The sequence below is a fragment of the Shewanella sp. GutCb genome (assembly GCF_002836135.1).
Lineage (GTDB): Bacteria > Pseudomonadota > Gammaproteobacteria > Enterobacterales > Shewanellaceae > Shewanella.
This window is the reverse complement of the sequence record NZ_PJBL01000016.1, coordinates 13,567-33,294: the sequence shown is the minus strand read 5'-3', so window position 1 is coordinate 33,294 and position 19,728 is coordinate 13,567. Positions and strand designations below refer to the sequence as shown.

Sequence of the window (19,728 nt, the reverse complement as noted above, 5' to 3'; positions counted from 1 at the left end):
AAAAATGAAAATAAGCTAGGTGGTTGTATATTAAAGAAATATCGAGTTAAAACTCTAATTAAAAATGAGCAGTTGTTAAAAGTGGAAAGTTGTTAAAAATGAATTTTTGGGAGTCAGTGAATTCCAACTTGATGAAAGTGAAAAGAATTAAGGGCAAACATCGCCCCTAACTTTCTATAGCCTGATTAAAAGCTGCCGATTAAAAGGACTCGATTAAAACGGCAATTTAGCCGGTTAATGTTCATCACGTTTCAGAGTTCTAACGCGTACACTCTTCGAGCAGGTAGGCAAGGTGACGATATGACATACCACTATGTTGGGTTAAGCCCACTTCACACATGCGGTTAGCGTAATACCCTTCATTGACATCAACTGGAATAAGCTTTTTGATGTTACGCAGTGCACTGGCGTTAATCTCAGGCTTATAAAGCCCTTTCTCACCGGCATAACCACAGCAAGTAATCCCAGCAGGGCGAATGACTTTGTTGCTACACGCATCTACAATCGCTTCCATCTTAGGTTCAATCTTCATCTTACGAGCACTACAGCCTAAGTGAAGTGCTACCGCGGGTTTTTTGCGGTTAATGGTTAACTTTTCGAGTAATTTATCATGGATGAAATCAACCATATCAACAATCTCGACCTTATCAGCTAACGATGTGTCGCCTGCAAGGGTACGGTAGGTGCAAGACAATGCATCAATAATGACTGGCAGCTTACCGCCTTGAGTCATGGCAGAAACGGCCTCAATTAACTCTTTACGTTTTGCGTCTGCATTCTTAAAATCACCTTTAGACTCCCACATTTGACCGCAACATAAGTCGCGTGTTTTCTCTGGAGTAATGACGTTATAGCCTGCACGTTCAAGTAAAGTAACCACCACCTCTGGCAAGGTTCGATTGTCAGGATCTTTCGGTGTTGGACCAAAGGTACGTCCACCACAAGCGGGGAAGTAGACGACGGTTTCTTGTCCTGGTATTGGCGCAGAAAGCTTAGGTAACTTACCGCCTTTAGGGAAATCTGGATTCCAATAAGGGACCTCTTTACTCACCACTCGACCCGCTTTCATAATGGCGCCAGTGATGCCGCTACCAGTAATTTTATGAATGGTGCCAAGGACACTGAATCCAGTGCTGATAACTTGGTTCACAGCGCCAAAGTGCTTGGCTTGGAAATCGAGTACTTTTTGTTCAGTAGTCGTTATGTAGGGGGTTCTAAGCTTACGCACAAGATTCCCCATACTATTGTCTACTGGGCAAGCAATGGTACAAAGCTGACAAGCCGCGCAAGTATCGACTACATCGTATTTTGCTGCAGCACGCATTTCGCTTGCGCCTTGCTTATTACCTGATTGCTCTAGACGTTCAATTTCACGCAGTGTCGCTATACGTTGGCGTGGTGACATCGTTAGCGCAGATGTTGGGCAGGTCTTTTCGCAGAAACCACATTCAATGCATTTGTCGATGAAGTCATCAACTACCGGGCATGGCTTAATGTTCTTAACGTGAACTAGATTGTCGTCGTTCAGAATGACCCCAGGGTTTAACAAGCCTTCAGGGTCAAATATTTGCTTAATGCGCTTCATTAAGGTGTAAGCATCGCTGCCCCATTCCATCTCAACAAACGGTGCTACAGCACGTCCCGTGCCGTGCTCGGCTTTCATTGATCCATCGTACTTGTTGATAACCATCTCAGCGACATCCTGCATAAATGCCTGGAAGCGCTCAATATCAGCCTGAGAGTTGAACGTTGGTGTGATAATGAAGTGGAAGTTACCCGCTAAAGCATGGCCATAAATAACGCCTTCTGGGTAGTTATGCTTATGGAATAACTCCGTCAGATCGTTAGCGGCAGCGGCAAGATGTTCAAGCTCAAAGGCGACATCTTCAATAATAACCGAGGTGCCTTTAGGACGCTCACCACCAATAATGGGGAAGAGTCCCGAGCGCATTGCCCAGTATTGACCAAACACGACGGGGTCGTCGCTGAAAGTAATCGGACGTTCAGTTTCAATATGAGCTAGCTTAGCAATAACGTCTAGAGTATGCCTTTCAAGAGTGTCTTTATCATTAGCGCGAGATTCAATCAGCAGTATTGAAGCGCCTTCAGGAAGCTCTGATAACCATAATGGCATCCCCGTTTTACCCGTTACGGCTTTGATTGATGCCCAATCGAGTAATTCTGCCGCGGCAACACTGTCGCCGACTAAAGGTGGGATGGACTTTGCCGCATCTTCCATATTGAAAAATACCGCCATGGCCGAGGCTTTAAAGAGCGCTTCGTCAACGGTGTTGTAGGTCACTTCTTCAACAAAGGCCAATGTACCTTCTGCGCCTACGATAAGGTGGTTGATAAGCTCAAATGGATCGCTAAAGTCGACCAATGCATTAAGGCTATAGCCAGTGGTGTTTTTGATTGAAAATTTCTTGCGAATTCTATCGGCCAGCGTTTGATTACTCAGTGTCATGTCGACCAAGTCGAGCAACGACTTGATAAGTTCTGGATGAGATTTCGCAAAGGCGGCTTTTGATGTTTCACACCCAGTGTCAAGTTCAGTTCCATCGGCAAACAGCAGTTTGGCTGAGGCAATCGTCTGATAACTGTTTTGCGCAGTACCACAGCACATACCTGAGGCGTTGTTCGACACTATGCCACCAATCATTGCTGATGCTAAGGTGGCTGGATCTGGACCTATTTTCTTATTTAGCGGTTTCAATGCAGCGTTTGCATCAGAACCAATGACGGCTGTACCTAAAGTGATTTGGCTAGCGTCGTCGCTTACGACTAGCGTTCTAAAACCATCATGGCCTAAGATAAGGAGAATGCCTTCACCAATCGCTTGCCCAGAAAGACTGGTGCCAGCGGCTCTGAATGTGACTGGAGCACCGTAGTTGCGCGCGATGGCAAGCGTGCGTTTAGCTTGCTCTAGTGTATCTGCATGAACCACTATTTCTGGCACGATACGAAAATAACTTGCGTCAGTAGACCAAGCGAAGCGGCGCACAGGATCGTTAGTGGCTGCATCTTCACCAATTTGGCTACGTAAATCTGTTAATACAGCTTCATAATTAATCGACATTGATTTATCTCTACACTCGTACTTAAAGTGAATAAAGCCGCAGACAATGCGGCTTTCGATATTATTATTCTATTTTTATAGCGCTGGGATTAAAATCCACCCCAAACCGCGGCGATGGTGCCTGCTACTAAAGCATAGCCCAGTGCCACAGGCATCGTCTTACGGATAATTTCAGACTCTCGTCCAGCCATTCCCACTACGGTTGCAGCAGCAACAACGTTCATTACACACATCATGTTACCGGCGTTAGCACCAATACCCTGCATGGCTAATATAAGCGCATGGTTGGCACCAATATTGTCAGCAACGCTGTACTGAAGACCGGAAAACATCATATTTGAGAAGGTGGCAGAGCCCGATAGGAAGGCGCCAAAAATACCGACGATTGGGGAAACCCAAGCCCATACTGAGCCCATGCTATTTGCCAAAGTATCAGCAAGCGCGACTGGCATAGAGGCTAAGCCAGATGTGTTCTCACCAGAGTTGAGGAAAATTTTCACCATTGGCACTGATGCGCCAAGTGAGATAATCGTGGGTACCATAGACTTACAAGAAACGGTAATAGACTCTTTAATCGCAGGTGATTTCATTTTAAAGAGGAAGAAACCTAAAATACACACCAATATAAAGAATGCACCTGGAGCATAAAATGTGGCAAAGCCCGCTTTCAGTTCAGTCCCCAACAAACCGGTCCAACTGATGTTAAAGCTAGTGAGCCAGACTTTTAACGGAGTCACAATGCGAGATAGAACAAGCAGTGCTGCCATTATTATGTAGGGAGACCATGCGGCAATTTGCGAGAATTGTGCTTTCGTTGCGATCTCTTTACGCTCTTGCCCATCATTTTCGGCAAAATCATTCCAAGGTTCTTTCGGCAACAGGTAGCCTTTCTTTGCGACAGGAATAACAAGTGCCATACCTACGAGTGCACCAATAACGGATGGGAACTCAGGGCCGGCAAAGTAGTTAATTAACCACGCTGGTATAGTGAAAGAAAGACCTGCAAAAAGGGCAAACTTCCAAATGGCTAACCCTTCTCTAAATGATTTATTACGACCGAAGAAACCAGTAAGAATCGCCACCATCGTCAATGGGATTAAGGTACCAGTCACCAGATCGATAGTGATCATGTGCATCGCAATAAATTGCGCGAAATCAGCAAAACTACCACCGTGTTGCGCTATCTGCTCTGCAGCCATATTCACGCCACCGGTAGTCAAACCCTGTTCCATACCGAATAAAACCGGTAAACCAATAGCACCAAATGATACGGACGTTGAGTCAGCAATGAGTGCGACAACAGCCGATGCAATCGGTGGAATACCTAAAAGTACCAGTAACGGTGCACCAATGGCTGCAGGAGTACCAAAGCCTGCTGAGCCTTCGATAAATGAACCAAATAACCAACAAATGATAATGACTTGCACTCGGGCATCTGCACTAATATTAGTGAAGCCAGCACGAATGGTGTCCATGGCACCTGAATACTTCAGTGTGTTGAGTAGGAACACTGCGCCAAAGATAATCGTTAACGGTGTTAGTGCTGAAAGAAGGCCTTCAACGACTGATGCGGCAAGGAAAGTAGTGTCCATTTGCCAGACAAAGACGGCTGCCAATCCGGTGAAAACCATCGAAATAGGCATGGCCCTTGATGCTGGCATCCGTAAAAGTACTAAAAATAGCATTACGCTGATAATCGGCGTTAAGCTTGCGAGTAGTTGAATAAAGGTCATGCTTGCCTCGTGTTATATGGGTTGCTAACTTCAATTGTTGTTACCCGACTAATGGTTAATTATTGATTATGGCGGGCTGAGATGCGTACTAGACGTTAATTAGGCTAACCCTAATATGATCTAGATCAGTTTGTACCTGAATTGTGACTGATAATACTCGTAGCGGGATGTATCGCCGCTTACTTTATTTCCGAGTGTGATCTAGATCGCGAGCATTTGTTTGTTAAATGTAATTAAAGTTATATAAAAAGCTGAATACTGCTAATTATAGGTAACGCAACTGATGTGGGAGCTGATTTTTTGAATAAAATGCCTTGTTTTGATCTGGGTTTTTCGGTTTCGATTGTTAGCTTGAATTGGAGTTACAAACTGGTATTGTGAGCATGATCACGTATTTTTTCATGCTGTGTTTTCTCTCATCGTTAGTTTGCTTGTAATGCCATGTTATTTAAGAGTTTTAGTTTTGATGGTGGCTTTAGAGGTAAAGTTGATGTGGGTAATCATTCGCATTTAGTCTGTTGCTATAAGACAATTTAGCACTTAAATGACGGCTTAAATTTGCTTTAACGATATTCAACATCCATGAATACTGTTGTATGTCACTTTGATTTTATTGGACGGATAGGAATGAAACAGAGCAAGGTCAGCGATGTTGCAGACCTTGCTTCTTGGTTTTAAAAGAGCTTGCTGCCCCAGCCTAATTTAGAACGTAACACATGGAAGTAGTTATGCCCCTTAGGGTGTATCAATCTTAAGGTATCTTGGCTGCGTTGGATGATAATCTCATCACCAGGTAGAACGGGTAGGTTGACGTGGCCATCACAACTGACCTCCAAATTATCTCCATTATGAGGAGAGACCACTAACTTGATTATACAACCCGCATCGACAACAATGGGTCTGCAAGACAGTGTGTGTGGAAACATTGGCACTAAGATCATCGCTTCTAAGTTGGGGGTGAGAATAGCCCCGCCTGCTGATAACGAATATGCTGTAGATCCTGTTGGCGTTGATACAATCATTCCATCTGCACGTTGGCTGTACATGAACTTTTCGTCAATATAGACTTCAAATTCTATCATGTGAGCGATTTTACCAGGGTGGAGAACCGCTTCATTTACCGCGGTGTTGCTCGATTTTAACTCGCCGTGACGGTGAACTTCCGCTTCAAGTAAAAAACGCTGCTCAGTGTCAAACTCCCCCTCAAGTACTTTGGATAACGCTTCTTCAAAAGAGTCAGGGGGTAAATCGGTAAGGAAACCCAAGTTACCGCGGTTGACGCCGATGACCGCGATATCGAACCTCGCCAGTACTCGTGCTGCGCCCAGCATATTACCGTCACCACCGACCACAATGGCTAAATCACATTGAGCGCCAATTTCTAGTAAATCAACCGAATGAGTATGTGAGCCAACATCGGCGGCAACTCGCTCCTCAACCAAAACGCTATAGCCTTGCATTGTTAACCAGTGATGCAATCTCTTTAGGGTGAGATTGGTTCCTTCATGGTTAGGTTTACCAATAAGTCCGATAGTGTGAAAGGGATTGCTCATATTTGTGTCAGATCCGGCATTAGGGCTTGAAACCTCAGAATTGATCCCCATAATATGCCCAGAGCATGCAGAAACAAAGCATTTTTAGCTGGAGCAAAAATGAGCAACGAAACAAATAAAGCACAAGATAACCAAATTGACGAGCAAGTTGAATCAATTATAGAAGGTGAGTTACTGAACGAAGGTAGCGGTGAAGCTTCTTTAATGGACGAACTGACTCAAGCGAACTTTCGCGTTGAAGAGTTAGAGAAATCTTTGCAAGAAGCACAATCAACTGTGGACTCACAAAAAGATTCTGTGATCCGTGCAGCTGCAGAAGTCGATAATATTCGTCGCCGCGCCGCCATTGATGTAGAGAAGGCACGTAAGTTTGCACTTGAGAAATTTGCTAACGAGCTACTTCCTGTATTAGATAATATGGAGCGCGCGCTTCAAGGTACAGACGCTGAAGCTGAAGCAACTAAAGCTATTTACGAAGGTGTTGAACTCACCGCAAAGAGCTTTGTGAATGCCGTTGAGAAATTTGGACTGACTCAAGTTGATCCACAAGGTGATACCTTTAATCCTGAACTTCATCAGGCTATCGGTATGCAACCTAGCACTGACTTTCCTGCCAATACGGTAATGATGGTAATGCAGAAAGGTTATACCCTTAACGAGCGTCTATTGCGCCCGGCAATGGTAATGGTTTCTCAAGGTTAATTCATTCTGGGTAAATAGCTCAGAGGCAATCGCTCAGTCTCAATGAGTCAGAGCGATTCATTCGACGCTAGTATTTCGACAATAACATTTCGAAATTAACATCTTAAGAGTCATATTTTGAAACTAAAAAGGACTGCAAATGCAGTCCTTTTTTATGCGGTTAAGCTCATCGTCTTAGTGACGTTAATCTTAGGCTAGATAGTCTTCAATTTGCTTTTGAATACCTGCAGCGTCCAATCCAATCTCACTAATAATCTCATCTGGCGCGCCATGCTTAATAAACTCATCGGGCAGACCAATCTGCAATACCGCCTTTGGCAATTTAAGCGTTTGCAGTAACTCGAGCACCGCTGAACCTGCGCCGCCCATAATGGCATTTTCTTCAACGGTCACTAATACATCATGGCTTTCAGCTAACGCTTTGACCAGATCGACATCAAGTGGTTTAACAAAACGCATATCAGCAACAGTGGCATCAAGCGTTTCGGCTGCCTGTAAGCTGTTGGCTAGTGTTGTGCCAAAGTTTAGGATAGCGACTTTCTGGCCACGGCGCTTGATCAAGCCTTTACCGATAGGTACCTCGGTCATGGTTTCAACCTGTTTAGCACCTGTCGCGCTGCCACGAGGGTAACGCACTGCTGTCGGCCCTGCTTTATAGCGATAGCCAGTATAGAGCATTTGTCGACATTCGTTCTCGTCAGACGGCGTCATGATCACCATGTTAGGCACCGTTCGCATAAAGCTTAAGTCGAACGCGCCTTGGTGAGTAGGGCCATCGGCACCCACAATCCCGCCGCGATCAATCGCGAACAACACCGGTAGTTTTTGCAGTGCAACATCATGAATGAGTTGATCGTATCCACGTTGTAAAAACGTTGAATAGATAGCAATAACCGGTGAGTAACCCTCACACGCAAAGCCTGCTGCTAAGGTCACTGCATGTTGCTCGGCGATGGCAGCATCGAAATACTGCCCTGGAAAACGCTGTGAAAACTCAACCATACCAGAGCCTTCACGCATGGCAGGGGTGATAGCGAGTAGCTTTTCATCTTTCTCGGCAACATCACAAAGCCACTTACCGAACACCTGTGAGAAGGTTGGGTTACTCGGTTTACTTACCGGTTTTTCAAATGTAGAGGGATCAAATTTAGGCACTGCATGCCAACCAATAGGATCTTTTTCAGCGGGCTCGTAACCACGACCTTTTTTAGTCATGATATGTAAAATCTGTGGCCCTTTGAGGTTACGCATATTACGCAATGTCTCAACTAACGCATCAACATCATGGCCGTCAATGGGACCAATATAGTTAAAGCCTAGCTCTTCAAACATGGTGCCAGGAACGACCATGCCTTTAAGGTGTTCTTCAGTGCGTTTTGCCATCTCTTTGATAACAGGCATGCCCTTAAGGACTTTCTTGCTGCTTTCACGAATCGTGGTGTAGAAACGCCCCGACATTAGCTGGGCAAGGTGATTATTGAGCGCACCCACATTTTCAGAGATAGACATCTCATTGTCGTTGAGGATCACCAGCATATCGTTGTGAAGATCGCCTGCATGGTTCATGGCTTCAAATACCATGCCGCCAGTCATCGCACCGTCACCGATAACGGAGACTACTTTGCGTCCGGCTTGCTCTTTTTCCGCAGTAATTGCCATCGCGAGCGCAGCACTTACAGAGGTACCAGAATGGCCTACGCTGAAGGTATCGTACTCACTTTCTTCACGCCAAGGAAAAGGGTGGATCCCACCTTTTTGACGGATGGTGTGCATTCTTTCACGACGACCCGTTAAGATTTTATGCGGGTAAGCTTGGTGGCCTACATCCCAAATTAATCGATCGAATGGTGTGTTATAGACGTAATGAATGGCCACAGTCAGTTCAACTGTGCCAAGTCCTGAGGCAAAATGGCCACTTGATTTAGCCACTGACTTCAAAAGGAAACCTCGAAGTTCGTCAGCCAGTTGTGGCAGAACGGCTTGAGGGAGCTGTCTTAGCTCATCAGGGGTGTTTGCCTGTGCAAGCACAGGGAATTGAGAAATATCAAAACTCATAACGAGATTCTTTGTCTTTTATTAAACTCTTCGCTCAATGATATAACGGGCGAATTCGGCAATTAACTGGCTATTGTATGGTAATTTAGCCAGCGCTGATAGTGCGTCCTCAATCAAACTTGTAGCAGTTTTTTGGGCGCCCTCTAAACCAAGCAACTTTGGATAAGTGCTCTTATTTGAATCTGTGTCAGAACCTTGAGGTTTTCCAAGCTCTTCGGTACTGGCAATAATATCTAATACATCGTCTTGTACTTGAAACGCGAGACCAATGGCATCGGCGAAATCAAGTAAAGCTTGTCGCTCTTCATCATTAACTTGAGCGGCAATAATGGCAAATTCGACTGCGCAACGGATCAATGCACCTGTTTTAAGCTGATGCAGCTGAATCAGTGTTGCAAGCTCTATCTGTTTATTTGTCGCCCTTAAATCCATCGCTTGGCCACCACACATGCCATTATACCCAGAGGCATTCGCTAAGGCTTTAACCATCGCTAAATTCTGTGATGGGGTGATGTTTTTGATGGGCTCACTGATGATTTCAAATGCAAGTGCCTGTAAAGCATCACCTGCTAAAATAGCCGTCGCTTCATCATAGGCAATATGCACTGTTGGCTGGCCACGACGAAGTGCATCATTATCCATAGCGGGTAGGTCGTCATGGATGAGAGAGTAGGCGTGAACACATTCGATTGCCGCAGCGCATTCATCCAAGGTCTCAAGCTTAACTTTTAGCATATCGCCAATAGCATAGACGAGAAATGGCCTAATACGTTTCCCGCCAATTAATGCGCCATGTTTCATGGCCGCTTTTAGACGAGGATCGGTATCGGCAAGTGCATCTATACGAGATGACAGCTGAAGATTAATGCGTTGTTGGTATTTACCAAGTGCCTCTGCTAACAATTACTCACCCTCTATTTCATAAGGCTTTAAGGTGTCGACACCTTCATCCGTCATTAACACCGCTACTTTTTGCTGTGCATTTTCAAGCTTACTCTGACTATTTCTTACCAGTTTAATTCCACGTTCGAACTGTTTTAACGCATCATCGAGGGACACATCGCCGTGTTCTAAGTCCGCAACGATTTTTTCTAATTCGGAAAGCGATTCTTCAAAAGAGAGATTTTCAGGTTTTTTTGCCACGATGATGATTCCTAGAATTAAGCGATACACAAAGTATATCAGCAGGGCACAAGGGTCAAACTAAGCCGTTGAGTATTTGCGTGAAAGCACGCTTTCGTGCATAAATTCCGCTATCGGCTTGTTACTGCAATACGTTGTTTATGTAGTTGGGATCTATTTTAACGGAAATAGCGCAACAATTGCGGGAAATATCACTCAAGAGATCTTAACTTCGGTCGCTATATAAGGTGCAATATTGAAAATTTGTACGCTATTTAGCCGTTTGTTTAGTTGGTGCTTGCTGTCACAGTGAAGGCGTAATATTGTCGCTATTGTTTTTGAGTAGACGCTTGCGTGTGAGTTTTGAATGTTGTTAGCATTCGATTGAAGTTGTATAGCGAATAGATTGGTATTTGAGGAGCGGTTTTGGATTTAGCAACCCTAATAGGACTGATTGGCGCGTTTGGGTTTGTTATCATGGCGATGGCAAGTGGCGGCGGGATCGGTATTTTCATCAATGTACCTTCTATCTTAATTGTGATGATTGGTTCGTTATTTGTCGTAATGATGAAATATAACCTCAAGCAATTTTTAGGCTCTGCTAAAATTGCAGCCAAAGCATTTATTTTTAAAATCGATAAACCTGAAGAACTGATTGAACAGTCTATTACGATGGCTGATGCCGCACGAAAAGGTGGTTTTTTAGCGTTGGAAGAGGCTGAGATTAGCAACAGCTTTATGCAAAAAGCGATTGATATGTTAGTCGACGGTCATGATGGCGATGTTGTCAGAGACGCACTTGAAAAAGATATCGCGCTCACCGAAGAACGCCATAAAACCGGGATTGGTATTTTTAAATCGATAGGCGATGTTGCGCCAGCAATGGGCATGATTGGTACGCTAATTGGACTCGTGGGCATGTTGTCAAACATGGATGATCCTAAATCGATTGGTCCAGCAATGGCGGTTGCACTGCTGACGACGCTGTATGGCGCCGTGGTCGCTAACATGGTGGCGATCCCCATTGCCGATAAATTATCGCTTCGAATGAACGAAGAGATGCTAAACCGTAATTTGATTATGGATGCCGTATTGGCTATTCAAGATGGTCAAAACCCTCGAGTCATTGAAGGTTTCCTCAAAAATTATCTCTCTGAAAAGTCTCGTACCATCAATACCATGGACGGAGCATAGCGCGATGGCTAAAAAAGCCAAATGTGAATGTCCACCTGCTGGTGCGCCGCTTTGGTTAGCCACGTTTGCTGATTTAATGTCTCTGCTAATGTGTTTCTTTGTGTTGCTGTTGGCTTTTTCTGAAATGGACGTGATGAAGTTCAAGCAGATTGCGGGTTCAATGAAGTATGCATTTGGGGTACAGAATAAAGTCGAAGTGAAAGATATTCCCAAAGGGACATCGGTGATTGCATTAGAGTTTAGACCGGGCCGCCCAGAATCGACTCCAATTGAAATTATTAATCAGCAAACCAATGAAATGACCGAGCCCATGCTAGAGTTTCAAGCGGGTGAAGATGATAGTGCTGGCGGTGTACAGCAGCAACGCGGTCAACAGCGAGGCGGTGAATCATCGTCGACAGCGCAAGAGCAAGAAGATGCAAAAGCGTTAGCTAAATCAACCGCAGATTCTGAAAGCGAAGCGAAAAAAGCAGAAGCTGCTGCGCAGGATAAAATCAATCAACAAGTTAAGAAGATGGCTCAAGAGCTCAACAAAGAGATTGTTGATGGTGCCATTGAAATTGAGTCGCTAGGTCAACAGATTATTATTCGGATCCGTGAGAAAGGCGCATTTGCGTCAGGCTCAGGCTTTTTGCAGCCACGCTTTAAGCCGATTGTTAGGCGTGTTGGCGAGTTACTAAAAGATGTTCCCGGTATTGTAACGGTGTCAGGACACACAGATGATTTAAATATCTCAAATGAGTTGTATAGCTCAAATTGGGATCTATCCAGTAAACGTGCCGTCGCAGTCACCCATGAAATGATTAAAGTAGCAGGTTTTGATCAGCAGCGGCTAAAAGTGGTGGGGATGGCTTCGACTGCGCCGTTAGTTGAAAACAACTCTCAGGCCAATAGAGCACGTAATCGCCGTGTTGAAATTGCTATCGAACAAGGTAAGCCTAAAGAGTCAGACGAAATCCAAGTTTCCCCGTAATACTCAATCTGATCCTCGATAAATTGTTGCTATTACATCGATGGCAACAATCGTAGTTTTGCCCATTGTTGGATTTTAGCAGGCTGTGAACGTTCGGGATCTTATCATCAAGAGTGAGCGCTCACTTTATGGCTGTTATTGTTTACGCTGTACACAGAGTGGCTACTTTCCTACCCCATTAATCGTCAGCTTTATATCCTTATTGAGCATAAGTGCGATATTCATGGTCTCAGTTTGCAATATATCGTGGATAATGTCTGATCTGATATACGCAATTGTGCTTGGATATTGTTATAATCTCGCCATTGCTGTTTAAACTTGTTCCCGCGGAAGACCAATGAAATTTATCGTAAAACTGTTTCCTGAAATCATGATGAAAAGCAAGCCGGTAAGAATGCGCTTTACCAAAATGCTTGAAACCAATATTCGTAATGTACTTAAAAAAGTAGATGAGTCTGCGAAAGTACAGCGCCAATGGGACAAAATCATGGTTATGGTGCCAGATGATAGACCCGATTTGGTTGAAGCCTTTGCTGAACGCCTCGCTTGTATTCCTGGTATTGCGCATGTGCTGCAAGTCGAAGTGAGCACCTTTGAATCTATGGATGATATCTATCAGCAAACATTGGCAGTCTATAAAGAAGAACTCGCAGGTAAGACGTTCTGCGTGCGTGTTAAGCGTGTTGGTAAACATGACTTTAACTCAATTGAAGTTGAACGTTATGTTGGTGGTGGGCTAAACCAATTTACTGAAGCTGCTGGCGTTCGCTTGAAAAATCCAGATATAACGGTAAATCTCGAAATTGATAACGAGCAACTTTACCTTGTTGATAAGCGTATTCCAGGCCTTGGTGGTTACCCCATGGCCACTCAAGAAGATGTGTTGTCATTAATCTCAGGTGGTTTTGACTCTGGTGTGTCGAGTTATCAATTCATAAAGCGTGGTTCTCGTACCCATTATTGTTTCTTTAACTTAGGTGGCGATCAACACGAAATTGGTGTTAAGCAGGTGGCTTACCATTTGTGGCAGAAATACGGTGAATCACATCGAGTTAAGTTTATCTCTGTGCCGTTCGATCCCGTTGTACAAGAAATTTTAGAACGCGTCGATAATGGGCAAATGGGCGTTGTGCTTAAGCGTATGATGATGCGCGCAGCAGCCCGTGTTGCTGATAAAATGGGTATTCAAGCATTAGTGACAGGGGAAGCGATGGGGCAGGTTTCTAGCCAGACGTTGACCAATCTTAATGTTATTGACCGTTGCACAGAGCTATTAATATTGCGTCCGCTTATCGCGATGGATAAACAAGATATTATTGATACCTGTCGCAGAATCGGTACCGAAGACTTTGCTAAAACTATCCCTGAATATTGTGGCGTGATTTCGAAAAAACCGACAGTGAAAGCTGTATTGGCAAAAATTGAAGCTGAAGAAGCTAAGTTTTCAGACGATCTGCTTGATAGAGTGATTGACGACGCAGTTATTATGGACATTAGAGATATTGCCGCTCAAATGGACACTAAAATAACCGCAGCTGAAACGGTTGCTGCAATCAATGCTGATGAAATCATCATTGATGTGCGTGCACCGGAAGAGGAAGAGAAAGATCCGCTTGTAATAGAGGGGATAGAAATTAAAGCGATTCCTTTTTATAAGCTGTCGACACAATTTGCCGATCTTGATAAAGAGAAGACTTATTTATTGTATTGCGACCGTGGAGTAATGAGCAAGCTACAAGCTCTGTATCTACAGGATCAAGGTTACAGTAATGTAAAAGTTTATCGCCCTTAGTCATAGTCATTAGTTTTCCCGATCAAAAAGCGACTTTTAAAGTCGCTTTTTTTATGGAATAAAATCTGAAAGTATTTCGATAGACACAAAAAAACCACCTTAAGCGGTGGTTTTTATATGTGATAACAGCAAGACTGAGACTAGGCTCCATCTATGGCGCTAACTTTAATGTGCAATTAAAGCGCCAGAGAGCCGCATGCTGCGTTTATTACAGTGTAACGTCTGACTATATCAAGTCAGATGTTTAGGCGTAATAAGTGTATTAATCAGCTAACTGAATCGAAGCAGTTTCTTTATCTTCTTGCTTTTGCTCATCAGCAACCAGCATAGTGTTTAACTCAGTCGTTAACTGTGTTTGCATTAATTCCATGCTTTCTGCGAGGTTAGCCGTTAATGTAGCTTCAAGGCCAGTGGTATCGATAGTGATCTCATCTGCGCTAACAGTGGCAGAAGCTGACAGAAGAGCGATAACAAATACAGATTTTAGGTTTAACATGTTCGGTAGCCTCCAGGCTTAAAATTTGGGTTGTTAGACATTCCCCAATTACGTCGTAGAGGTTGTCCAACGAGTGTCATTTCGTTGGCGCAGAATTTAACCAAAATCACTGGTCTTTACAAACGATAAAATGTAACAATGAGCATTAGAAAAACTAATCCAAAAATGAGACGTTGATCACTATGGCTAGACGACTACCCCCCCTTAATGCTGTCAAAGCATTTGAGGCAGCAGCAAGGCATTTGAGCTTTACACGCGCGGCGGAGGAACTGTTTGTTACTCAGGCGGCAGTAAGTCATCAAATTAAGGCATTAGAAGAATATTTAGGGCTCAAGTTATTTAGACGTAAAAACCGCTCGCTGCTGTTAACAGAAGAGGGGCAAGGATACTTTCTTGATATCAAAGATATCTTTACACAGCTTGCCGATGCGACTGACCGTTTACTTGCCAGAAGTGCCATCGGTTCCTTGACTGTAGCGACTTCGCCGAGTTTTGCCATTCAATGGCTAGTACCTCGTTTAGCAAAATTCACCGAGAAAAATCCTGATATCGATGTGCGAATTAAAGCGGTTGATAATGAAGACGGTTCTTTAACTGATGACGTCGATGTGGCCATCTATTATGGCTTAGGGAACTGGCCCGGAATGCGTGCTGATAAGCTACGTAATGAGGTGCTTATTCCGGTTTGCTCACCGATGTTATTGAATGGTCCTAAGCCGTTAGAAAAGCCCAGTGATCTGAAAAATCATACCTTGTTACACGACTCTAGCCGCGAATCTTGGCAGGCATGGTTTAGACAATGTGGAATTACTGATATTAATGTGAACCAAGGTCCCATATTTAGTCATTCTTCTTTGGTGTTGCAAGCTGCTGCTCATGGTCAAGGTGTGGCGCTAGGCTTCAGTGTACTGGCAAGGCCAGATATTAAAGCCGGTCGTCTAGTATGTCCGTTCCCTGAGGTTCTAGTCAGTAAAAATGCATATTACCTAGTCAGCCAACAGAATCATGCCGAGATAGGTAAGGTTGCTGCTTTTAGAGAGTGGATGTTAGACATGTTTGAAGAGGAGACCCGCAGTGAGCTCCTTACATGATAATTTAAAGCAAGCTTACTTAGATGGCAGACTGACAACCGCGGTGGCTGAGATAGGTATTGAGGAGCTGGCATTTGATGCTAGCCAATATCTGCTTGAGCCTGATTGTAGCACCGAAAAACTAAGTGATTGCGATACGCTAGTGATATTGATCCACGGTGCTGGCGCCAATATGCATCATGAGTTTATGACCACCATGGCGAACGGTCTAGCGCTTGGTGATGGCGGTAATTTACGTATTGCCCGCTTCAATTTCCCTTATATGCGCGCCAATGCTATTGACGGTAAACGCCGTCCGCCAGATAGAGCTCCGAAACTGATTGCTGACTATGCGTTACAACTGAGCATTTTAAAGCACCAATTTAAGCCTCGAAAAATCTATTTAGTCGGTAAGTCGATGGGAGGCCGCATGTCGGCCATCCTGGCTGAGAGTCTCGCTGTTGATGGCGTTGTTTGCTTAGGTTACCCATTTATTCCGTTAAAAGGCGGTGAGCCCCGTTTAGAGCCCATCGAGAAGTGCAGTGCGCCTATATTAGTTATTCAAGGCGAGCGAGATAAATTTGGTCATAAGGGCTTGGTTGAGACTTGGCCGGTGATGGACAAAGTACAATTGCATTGGTTAACGGATGGCGATCATAGTTTTAAACCAAGGAAGTCGTCAGGCACCACGCTAACCGCTAACCTAGATCAAGCTATCTCACTTATTCAGGCATTCATTAAACCGTAATGCTTTGAGATGGCAGTAAACTTAATCTTTCTCTCGGCTTGTATGCCGATGATATTTAGGAGGCTAAATGCGTAATGGTTTTTTATTGTTGGCAGCGTTGAGTGGTTTTATGTCGGTAGCGCTGGGGGCTTTTGCTGCTCACGGCCTTAAGAATGTGACGACGGCAGAGATGATTGCGATTTTTAACCTTGGTGTGGAGTATCAGTTCTACCATACGTTTGCGTTAATCGCAGTGGCTTTTGCGGGTCATTGGCTTAAATCTCGTTTGCTTGATTGGGCAGGTTACCTATTTATTGTAGGTACCATGCTGTTTTCCGGTTCACTATACCTCTATGCGTTGTTAGGGGCTAAATGGACCGGTCCCATTACCCCATTAGGCGGAGTGTGCTTGCTACTGGGCTGGTTACTTATTGCTGTGGCCGTGTGGCGTAACAGAGTAAAAGAGCTCGACTAAGCGAGGGGGGCTGGTCTTTCGAACCGAGTTCGATTCGATTGTTTTCATAGAGACAATAATGATTTAGTACAAAAATATGAATGCTTCGCTTAGCGGCTTAATCGAAGCATTCATAACGTATTGTGGTTGCAAAATATGAGCAGCATTTAAACCAAGCCTCCGAACCGCATTACTTGACTATTTTTGCTGTGTTGTAGAATTAGTGGGCAGAATCACTAAGCTGTATAGTATCGCCTTACCCAAATAGCCCGTAAACAGTGGCACAAACAGCACTGAAAAATCGACGGCCGTTAAGCATTAGCACACTGGCAGTACACTAGTGGGCCGTAAAAGTGTAAAATAGCGGGCAGCAACTTTGTTGGCCGCTATTTTTATTTGTTATCTTCAGGAAATTCAATGATAAACCTATTTTTATTTTGCCGTGCTGGTTATGAGAAAGATTGCGCGGCAGAGATCCAAGTGCGTGCTGCAGAGCACGATATTGGTGGATTTGTTAAAACCAACACCAATGATGCCTATGTTATTTTTCAGTGCTTCCAAGCGGGCGATGCTGAAATACTGGCGAAGAAGATCAGTTTGGATTCATTGATTTTTGCAAGACAGATGTTTGCCGCCAAAGCATTGTTGAAGGGATTACCAGAGCAAGACCGTATCTCGCCGATTGTTGAGGCCTTAGCTGGCATCCAGTACGCGGGTGAACTACGCGTTGAAACGCCTGATACTAACGAAGCAAAAGAGCTGTCTAATTTCTGCCGTAAGTTTACGGTACCATTAAGACAGGCGCTGAGAAAGTCGGGTACCTTACTGGACAAAGAAAATCCTAAACGGCCTATAATCCATGTCTGTTTTGTCGGACCAGGACAAGCCTATGTTGGTTTGTCGTTAAGTAATAATAGTTCTCCTTATTTTATGGGGATCCCGCGTCTTAAGGTAGCAGCCGATGCGCCAAGCCGTTCTACCTTAAAGCTAGATGAAGCCTTTATTCACTTTATTCCTAAAGAAGAGCATGAGACTCGTCTTAGTAGTGGTATGAGAGCGGTTGATTTAGGTGCTTGCCCTGGTGGCTGGACTTATCAACTTGTCAGGCGTGGTATGTTCGTTGCTGCTGTTGATAACGGTGCAATGGATGAAAAATTAATGGAAACAGGCCAGGTAAAGCATTATCAAGCCGATGGTTTCCGTTTTGAACCTCCGAGAAAGAACATCTCTTGGTTGGTTTGCGATATGATTGAAAAGCCAGCACGTGTTGCAGAGCTCGTTGAAGCTTGGGCGATTAACGGTTGGTTTAAGGAAGCAATATTTAACTTAAAGTTGCCAATGAAGACGCGTTATAAAGAAGTGTCGACGATATTGGCAACGATGGCAGATATTTTGAAAGAGAATGGTATTAAAGATTTTAGTATTGCAGCTAAACATCTTTATCATGACCGTGACGAAGTCACAGTGCATTTGTGCCTAAAGCCGGCCCAATCTTCGTAACTAATTTTGTTTAGTCTGCTTAATAAAAAAGGTCCCAAGTGTTTAACACTTGGGGCCTTTTTAGTGCGCGGTGCGCATGAAAAGTCTATTTATGAAAGACGTTCGATAACCGCTTGTGTGAAGTCAGTTGTACCGTGAGTACCACCGAGATCGCGAGTCGTACGGTCGCCTTCTGCAATTACAGCAGTGATTGCGCTACGGATAAGCTCTGCTTTATCTGACATGCCTAAGTACTCAAGCATTTGGATAGACGCTAGGACCACCGATGTTGGGTTTGCTAGGTTCTTACCAGCAATATCCGGCGCACTGCCATGTACAGCTTCAAAGATAGCGGCATCTTTACCAATGTTTGCGCCAGGAGCCATACCTAGACCCCCCACAAGACCTGCACAAAGATCTGACAAGATATCACCAAACAAGTTAGTGGTAACAATAACGTCAAAGATCTCTGGGTTCATCACGAGTTTCATGCAAGTTGCATCGACAATCATCTCTTCAGTGGTGATGTCTGGGTAACGCAAGCTAACTTCACGTGCCACTTTCAAGAATAGACCTGAAGTCGATTTCATAATATTAGCTTTATGAACGATAGTGACCTTTTTACGGTTCTCTTTACGTGCGAGTTCATAAGCGAAAGTGCTAATTTGCTCAGCACCTTTACGGGTAATAATACTTGTGGCTTCAGCTGTTGCACCATCATCAGAAACAGTTTGGCCTAAACCTGAATACATACCTTCGGTATTTTCACGAACAGTAATGATATCGATGTTGTCATAACGTGCTTGAGTACCTTTAAAAGACAGTACAGGGCGAACGTTGGCATATAAGCTAAATTGCTTACGTAGGCTGACGTTAATAGAGGTAAAGCCCTCACCCACTGGCGTTGTTAGAGGGCCTTTTAACGTAATACGGTTTTTCTCAATCAAATCTAACGTGCGTTGAGGTAATAGCTCACCGTGCTTTTCGAGAGCAACTAAACCTGCATCAGCAAATTCATACTCAAAGTTACAACCCGCTTTATCGAGAATTTTAATCGCTGCATCGATAATGCTTGGGCCAATCCCATCACCTGGGATTACGGTTATAGTTCTTTTTGTCATGGATAGTCCTACCGCGCTGCGGCGTTACTGCAATTGTCTGACCATGTCGTAAGACACAGTAAGTGAATTAAGGCGTGTTGTTTGTAAATGCTGCACTTGAAGAAATACTGGCTTTATCAGCGATTGAGGCCCATTTGGACTCAATAACCTCTATATAGCTCCAGCATTTATTCAAGGG

At 44.2% G+C, this 19,728-nt stretch carries 16 protein-coding genes; 8 read left to right on the top strand and 8 right to left on the bottom strand.

Annotated features, from left to right (window positions below; translation table 11 throughout):
- Positions 1-259 precede the first annotated feature (259 nt).
- The 3 genes from CXF86_RS08685 to nadK all read right to left on the bottom strand — a co-directional run bounded on the left by CXF86_RS08685 (position 260) and on the right by nadK (position 6,365).
- Complete coding sequence (locus CXF86_RS08685; RefSeq protein ID WP_101092650.1) at positions 260-3,079, bottom strand: FAD-binding and (Fe-S)-binding domain-containing protein; 2,820 nt, start codon at positions 3,077-3,079, stop codon at positions 260-262.
- An 89-nt stretch (positions 3,080-3,168) separates the two neighbouring features.
- Positions 3,169-4,812 carry an L-lactate permease gene (locus tag CXF86_RS08680; protein ID WP_101092651.1) on the bottom strand — a complete coding sequence of 548 codons (1,644 nt, stop codon included), beginning with the start codon at positions 4,810-4,812 and terminating at the stop codon, positions 3,169-3,171.
- A 674-nt stretch (positions 4,813-5,486) separates the two neighbouring features.
- On the bottom strand, positions 5,487-6,365 hold the full coding sequence (nadK, locus tag CXF86_RS08675) for an NAD(+) kinase (RefSeq protein ID WP_101092859.1): 879 nt from the start codon (positions 6,363-6,365) through the stop codon (positions 5,487-5,489).
- Positions 6,366-6,464: 99 nt separating this feature from the next.
- On the opposite strand from nadK, the gene grpE reads away from it, so the two are divergent.
- On the top strand, positions 6,465-7,067 hold the full coding sequence (gene grpE / locus CXF86_RS08670) for a nucleotide exchange factor GrpE (protein WP_101092652.1): 603 nt from the start codon (positions 6,465-6,467) through the stop codon (positions 7,065-7,067).
- 189 nt (positions 7,068-7,256) lie between these two features.
- Here grpE and dxs read toward each other — a convergent pair whose 3' ends face one another.
- The 3 genes from dxs to xseB are packed head-to-tail and all read right to left on the bottom strand — an operon-like array spanning position 7,257 to position 10,265.
- Positions 7,257-9,122, bottom strand: coding sequence for a 1-deoxy-D-xylulose-5-phosphate synthase (gene dxs / locus CXF86_RS08665; RefSeq protein WP_101092653.1), 1,866 nt, complete (start codon positions 9,120-9,122; stop codon positions 7,257-7,259).
- A 21-nt stretch (positions 9,123-9,143) separates the two neighbouring features.
- Positions 9,144-10,025, bottom strand: coding sequence for a (2E,6E)-farnesyl diphosphate synthase (ispA, locus tag CXF86_RS08660; protein WP_101092654.1), 882 nt, complete (start codon positions 10,023-10,025; stop codon positions 9,144-9,146).
- On the bottom strand, positions 10,026-10,265 hold the full coding sequence (xseB, locus tag CXF86_RS08655; RefSeq protein WP_101092655.1) for an exodeoxyribonuclease VII small subunit: 240 nt from the start codon (positions 10,263-10,265) through the stop codon (positions 10,026-10,028).
- Between the two features lie 405 nt (positions 10,266-10,670).
- On the opposite strand from xseB, the gene pomA reads away from it, so the two are divergent.
- The 3 genes from pomA (at position 10,671) to thiI (ending at position 14,203) form a co-directional block, all read left to right on the top strand.
- The gene (pomA, locus tag CXF86_RS08650; RefSeq protein WP_101092656.1) at positions 10,671-11,438 is read left to right on the top strand and encodes a flagellar motor protein PomA; all 768 of its coding nucleotides are present in this window, start codon (positions 10,671-10,673) and stop codon (positions 11,436-11,438) included.
- Between the two features lie 4 nt (positions 11,439-11,442).
- The gene (locus tag CXF86_RS08645; RefSeq protein WP_102038792.1) at positions 11,443-12,411 is read left to right on the top strand and encodes a flagellar motor protein MotB; all 969 of its coding nucleotides are present in this window, start codon (positions 11,443-11,445) and stop codon (positions 12,409-12,411) included.
- A gap of 337 nt (positions 12,412-12,748) precedes the next feature.
- Positions 12,749-14,203, top strand: coding sequence for a tRNA uracil 4-sulfurtransferase ThiI (thiI, locus tag CXF86_RS08640; protein ID WP_101092658.1), 1,455 nt, complete (start codon positions 12,749-12,751; stop codon positions 14,201-14,203).
- Between the two features lie 262 nt (positions 14,204-14,465).
- Here thiI and CXF86_RS08635 read toward each other — a convergent pair whose 3' ends face one another.
- Positions 14,466-14,699: a hypothetical protein gene (locus CXF86_RS08635; RefSeq protein WP_101092659.1), complete on the bottom strand. Its 234-nt coding sequence runs from the start codon at positions 14,697-14,699 to the stop codon at positions 14,466-14,468.
- Positions 14,700-14,881: 182 nt separating this feature from the next.
- On the opposite strand from CXF86_RS08635, the gene CXF86_RS08630 reads away from it, so the two are divergent.
- The 4 genes from CXF86_RS08630 (at position 14,882) to rlmM (ending at position 18,450) form a co-directional block, all read left to right on the top strand.
- Positions 14,882-15,790: a transcriptional regulator GcvA gene (locus tag CXF86_RS08630; RefSeq protein WP_102038791.1), complete on the top strand. Its 909-nt coding sequence runs from the start codon at positions 14,882-14,884 to the stop codon at positions 15,788-15,790.
- Positions 15,791-15,881: 91 nt separating this feature from the next.
- Positions 15,882-16,517, top strand: a complete 636-nt coding sequence (locus CXF86_RS08625) for an alpha/beta family hydrolase (protein WP_232775181.1) — start codon at positions 15,882-15,884, stop codon at positions 16,515-16,517.
- Positions 16,518-16,584: 67 nt separating this feature from the next.
- On the top strand, positions 16,585-16,971 hold the full coding sequence (locus tag CXF86_RS08620; protein WP_101092661.1) for a DUF423 domain-containing protein: 387 nt from the start codon (positions 16,585-16,587) through the stop codon (positions 16,969-16,971).
- Positions 16,972-17,367: 396 nt separating this feature from the next.
- Positions 17,368-18,450 (top strand): 23S rRNA (cytidine(2498)-2'-O)-methyltransferase RlmM, encoded by a 1,083-nt coding sequence (gene rlmM / locus CXF86_RS08615; protein WP_102038790.1) that lies wholly within the window; start codon positions 17,368-17,370, stop codon positions 18,448-18,450.
- 89 nt (positions 18,451-18,539) lie between these two features.
- Here the strand turns inward: rlmM and CXF86_RS08610 are convergent, their stop codons facing one another.
- Positions 18,540-19,550, bottom strand: a complete 1,011-nt coding sequence (locus tag CXF86_RS08610) for an isocitrate dehydrogenase (RefSeq protein WP_101092663.1) — start codon at positions 19,548-19,550, stop codon at positions 18,540-18,542.
- Positions 19,551-19,728 lie beyond the last annotated feature (178 nt).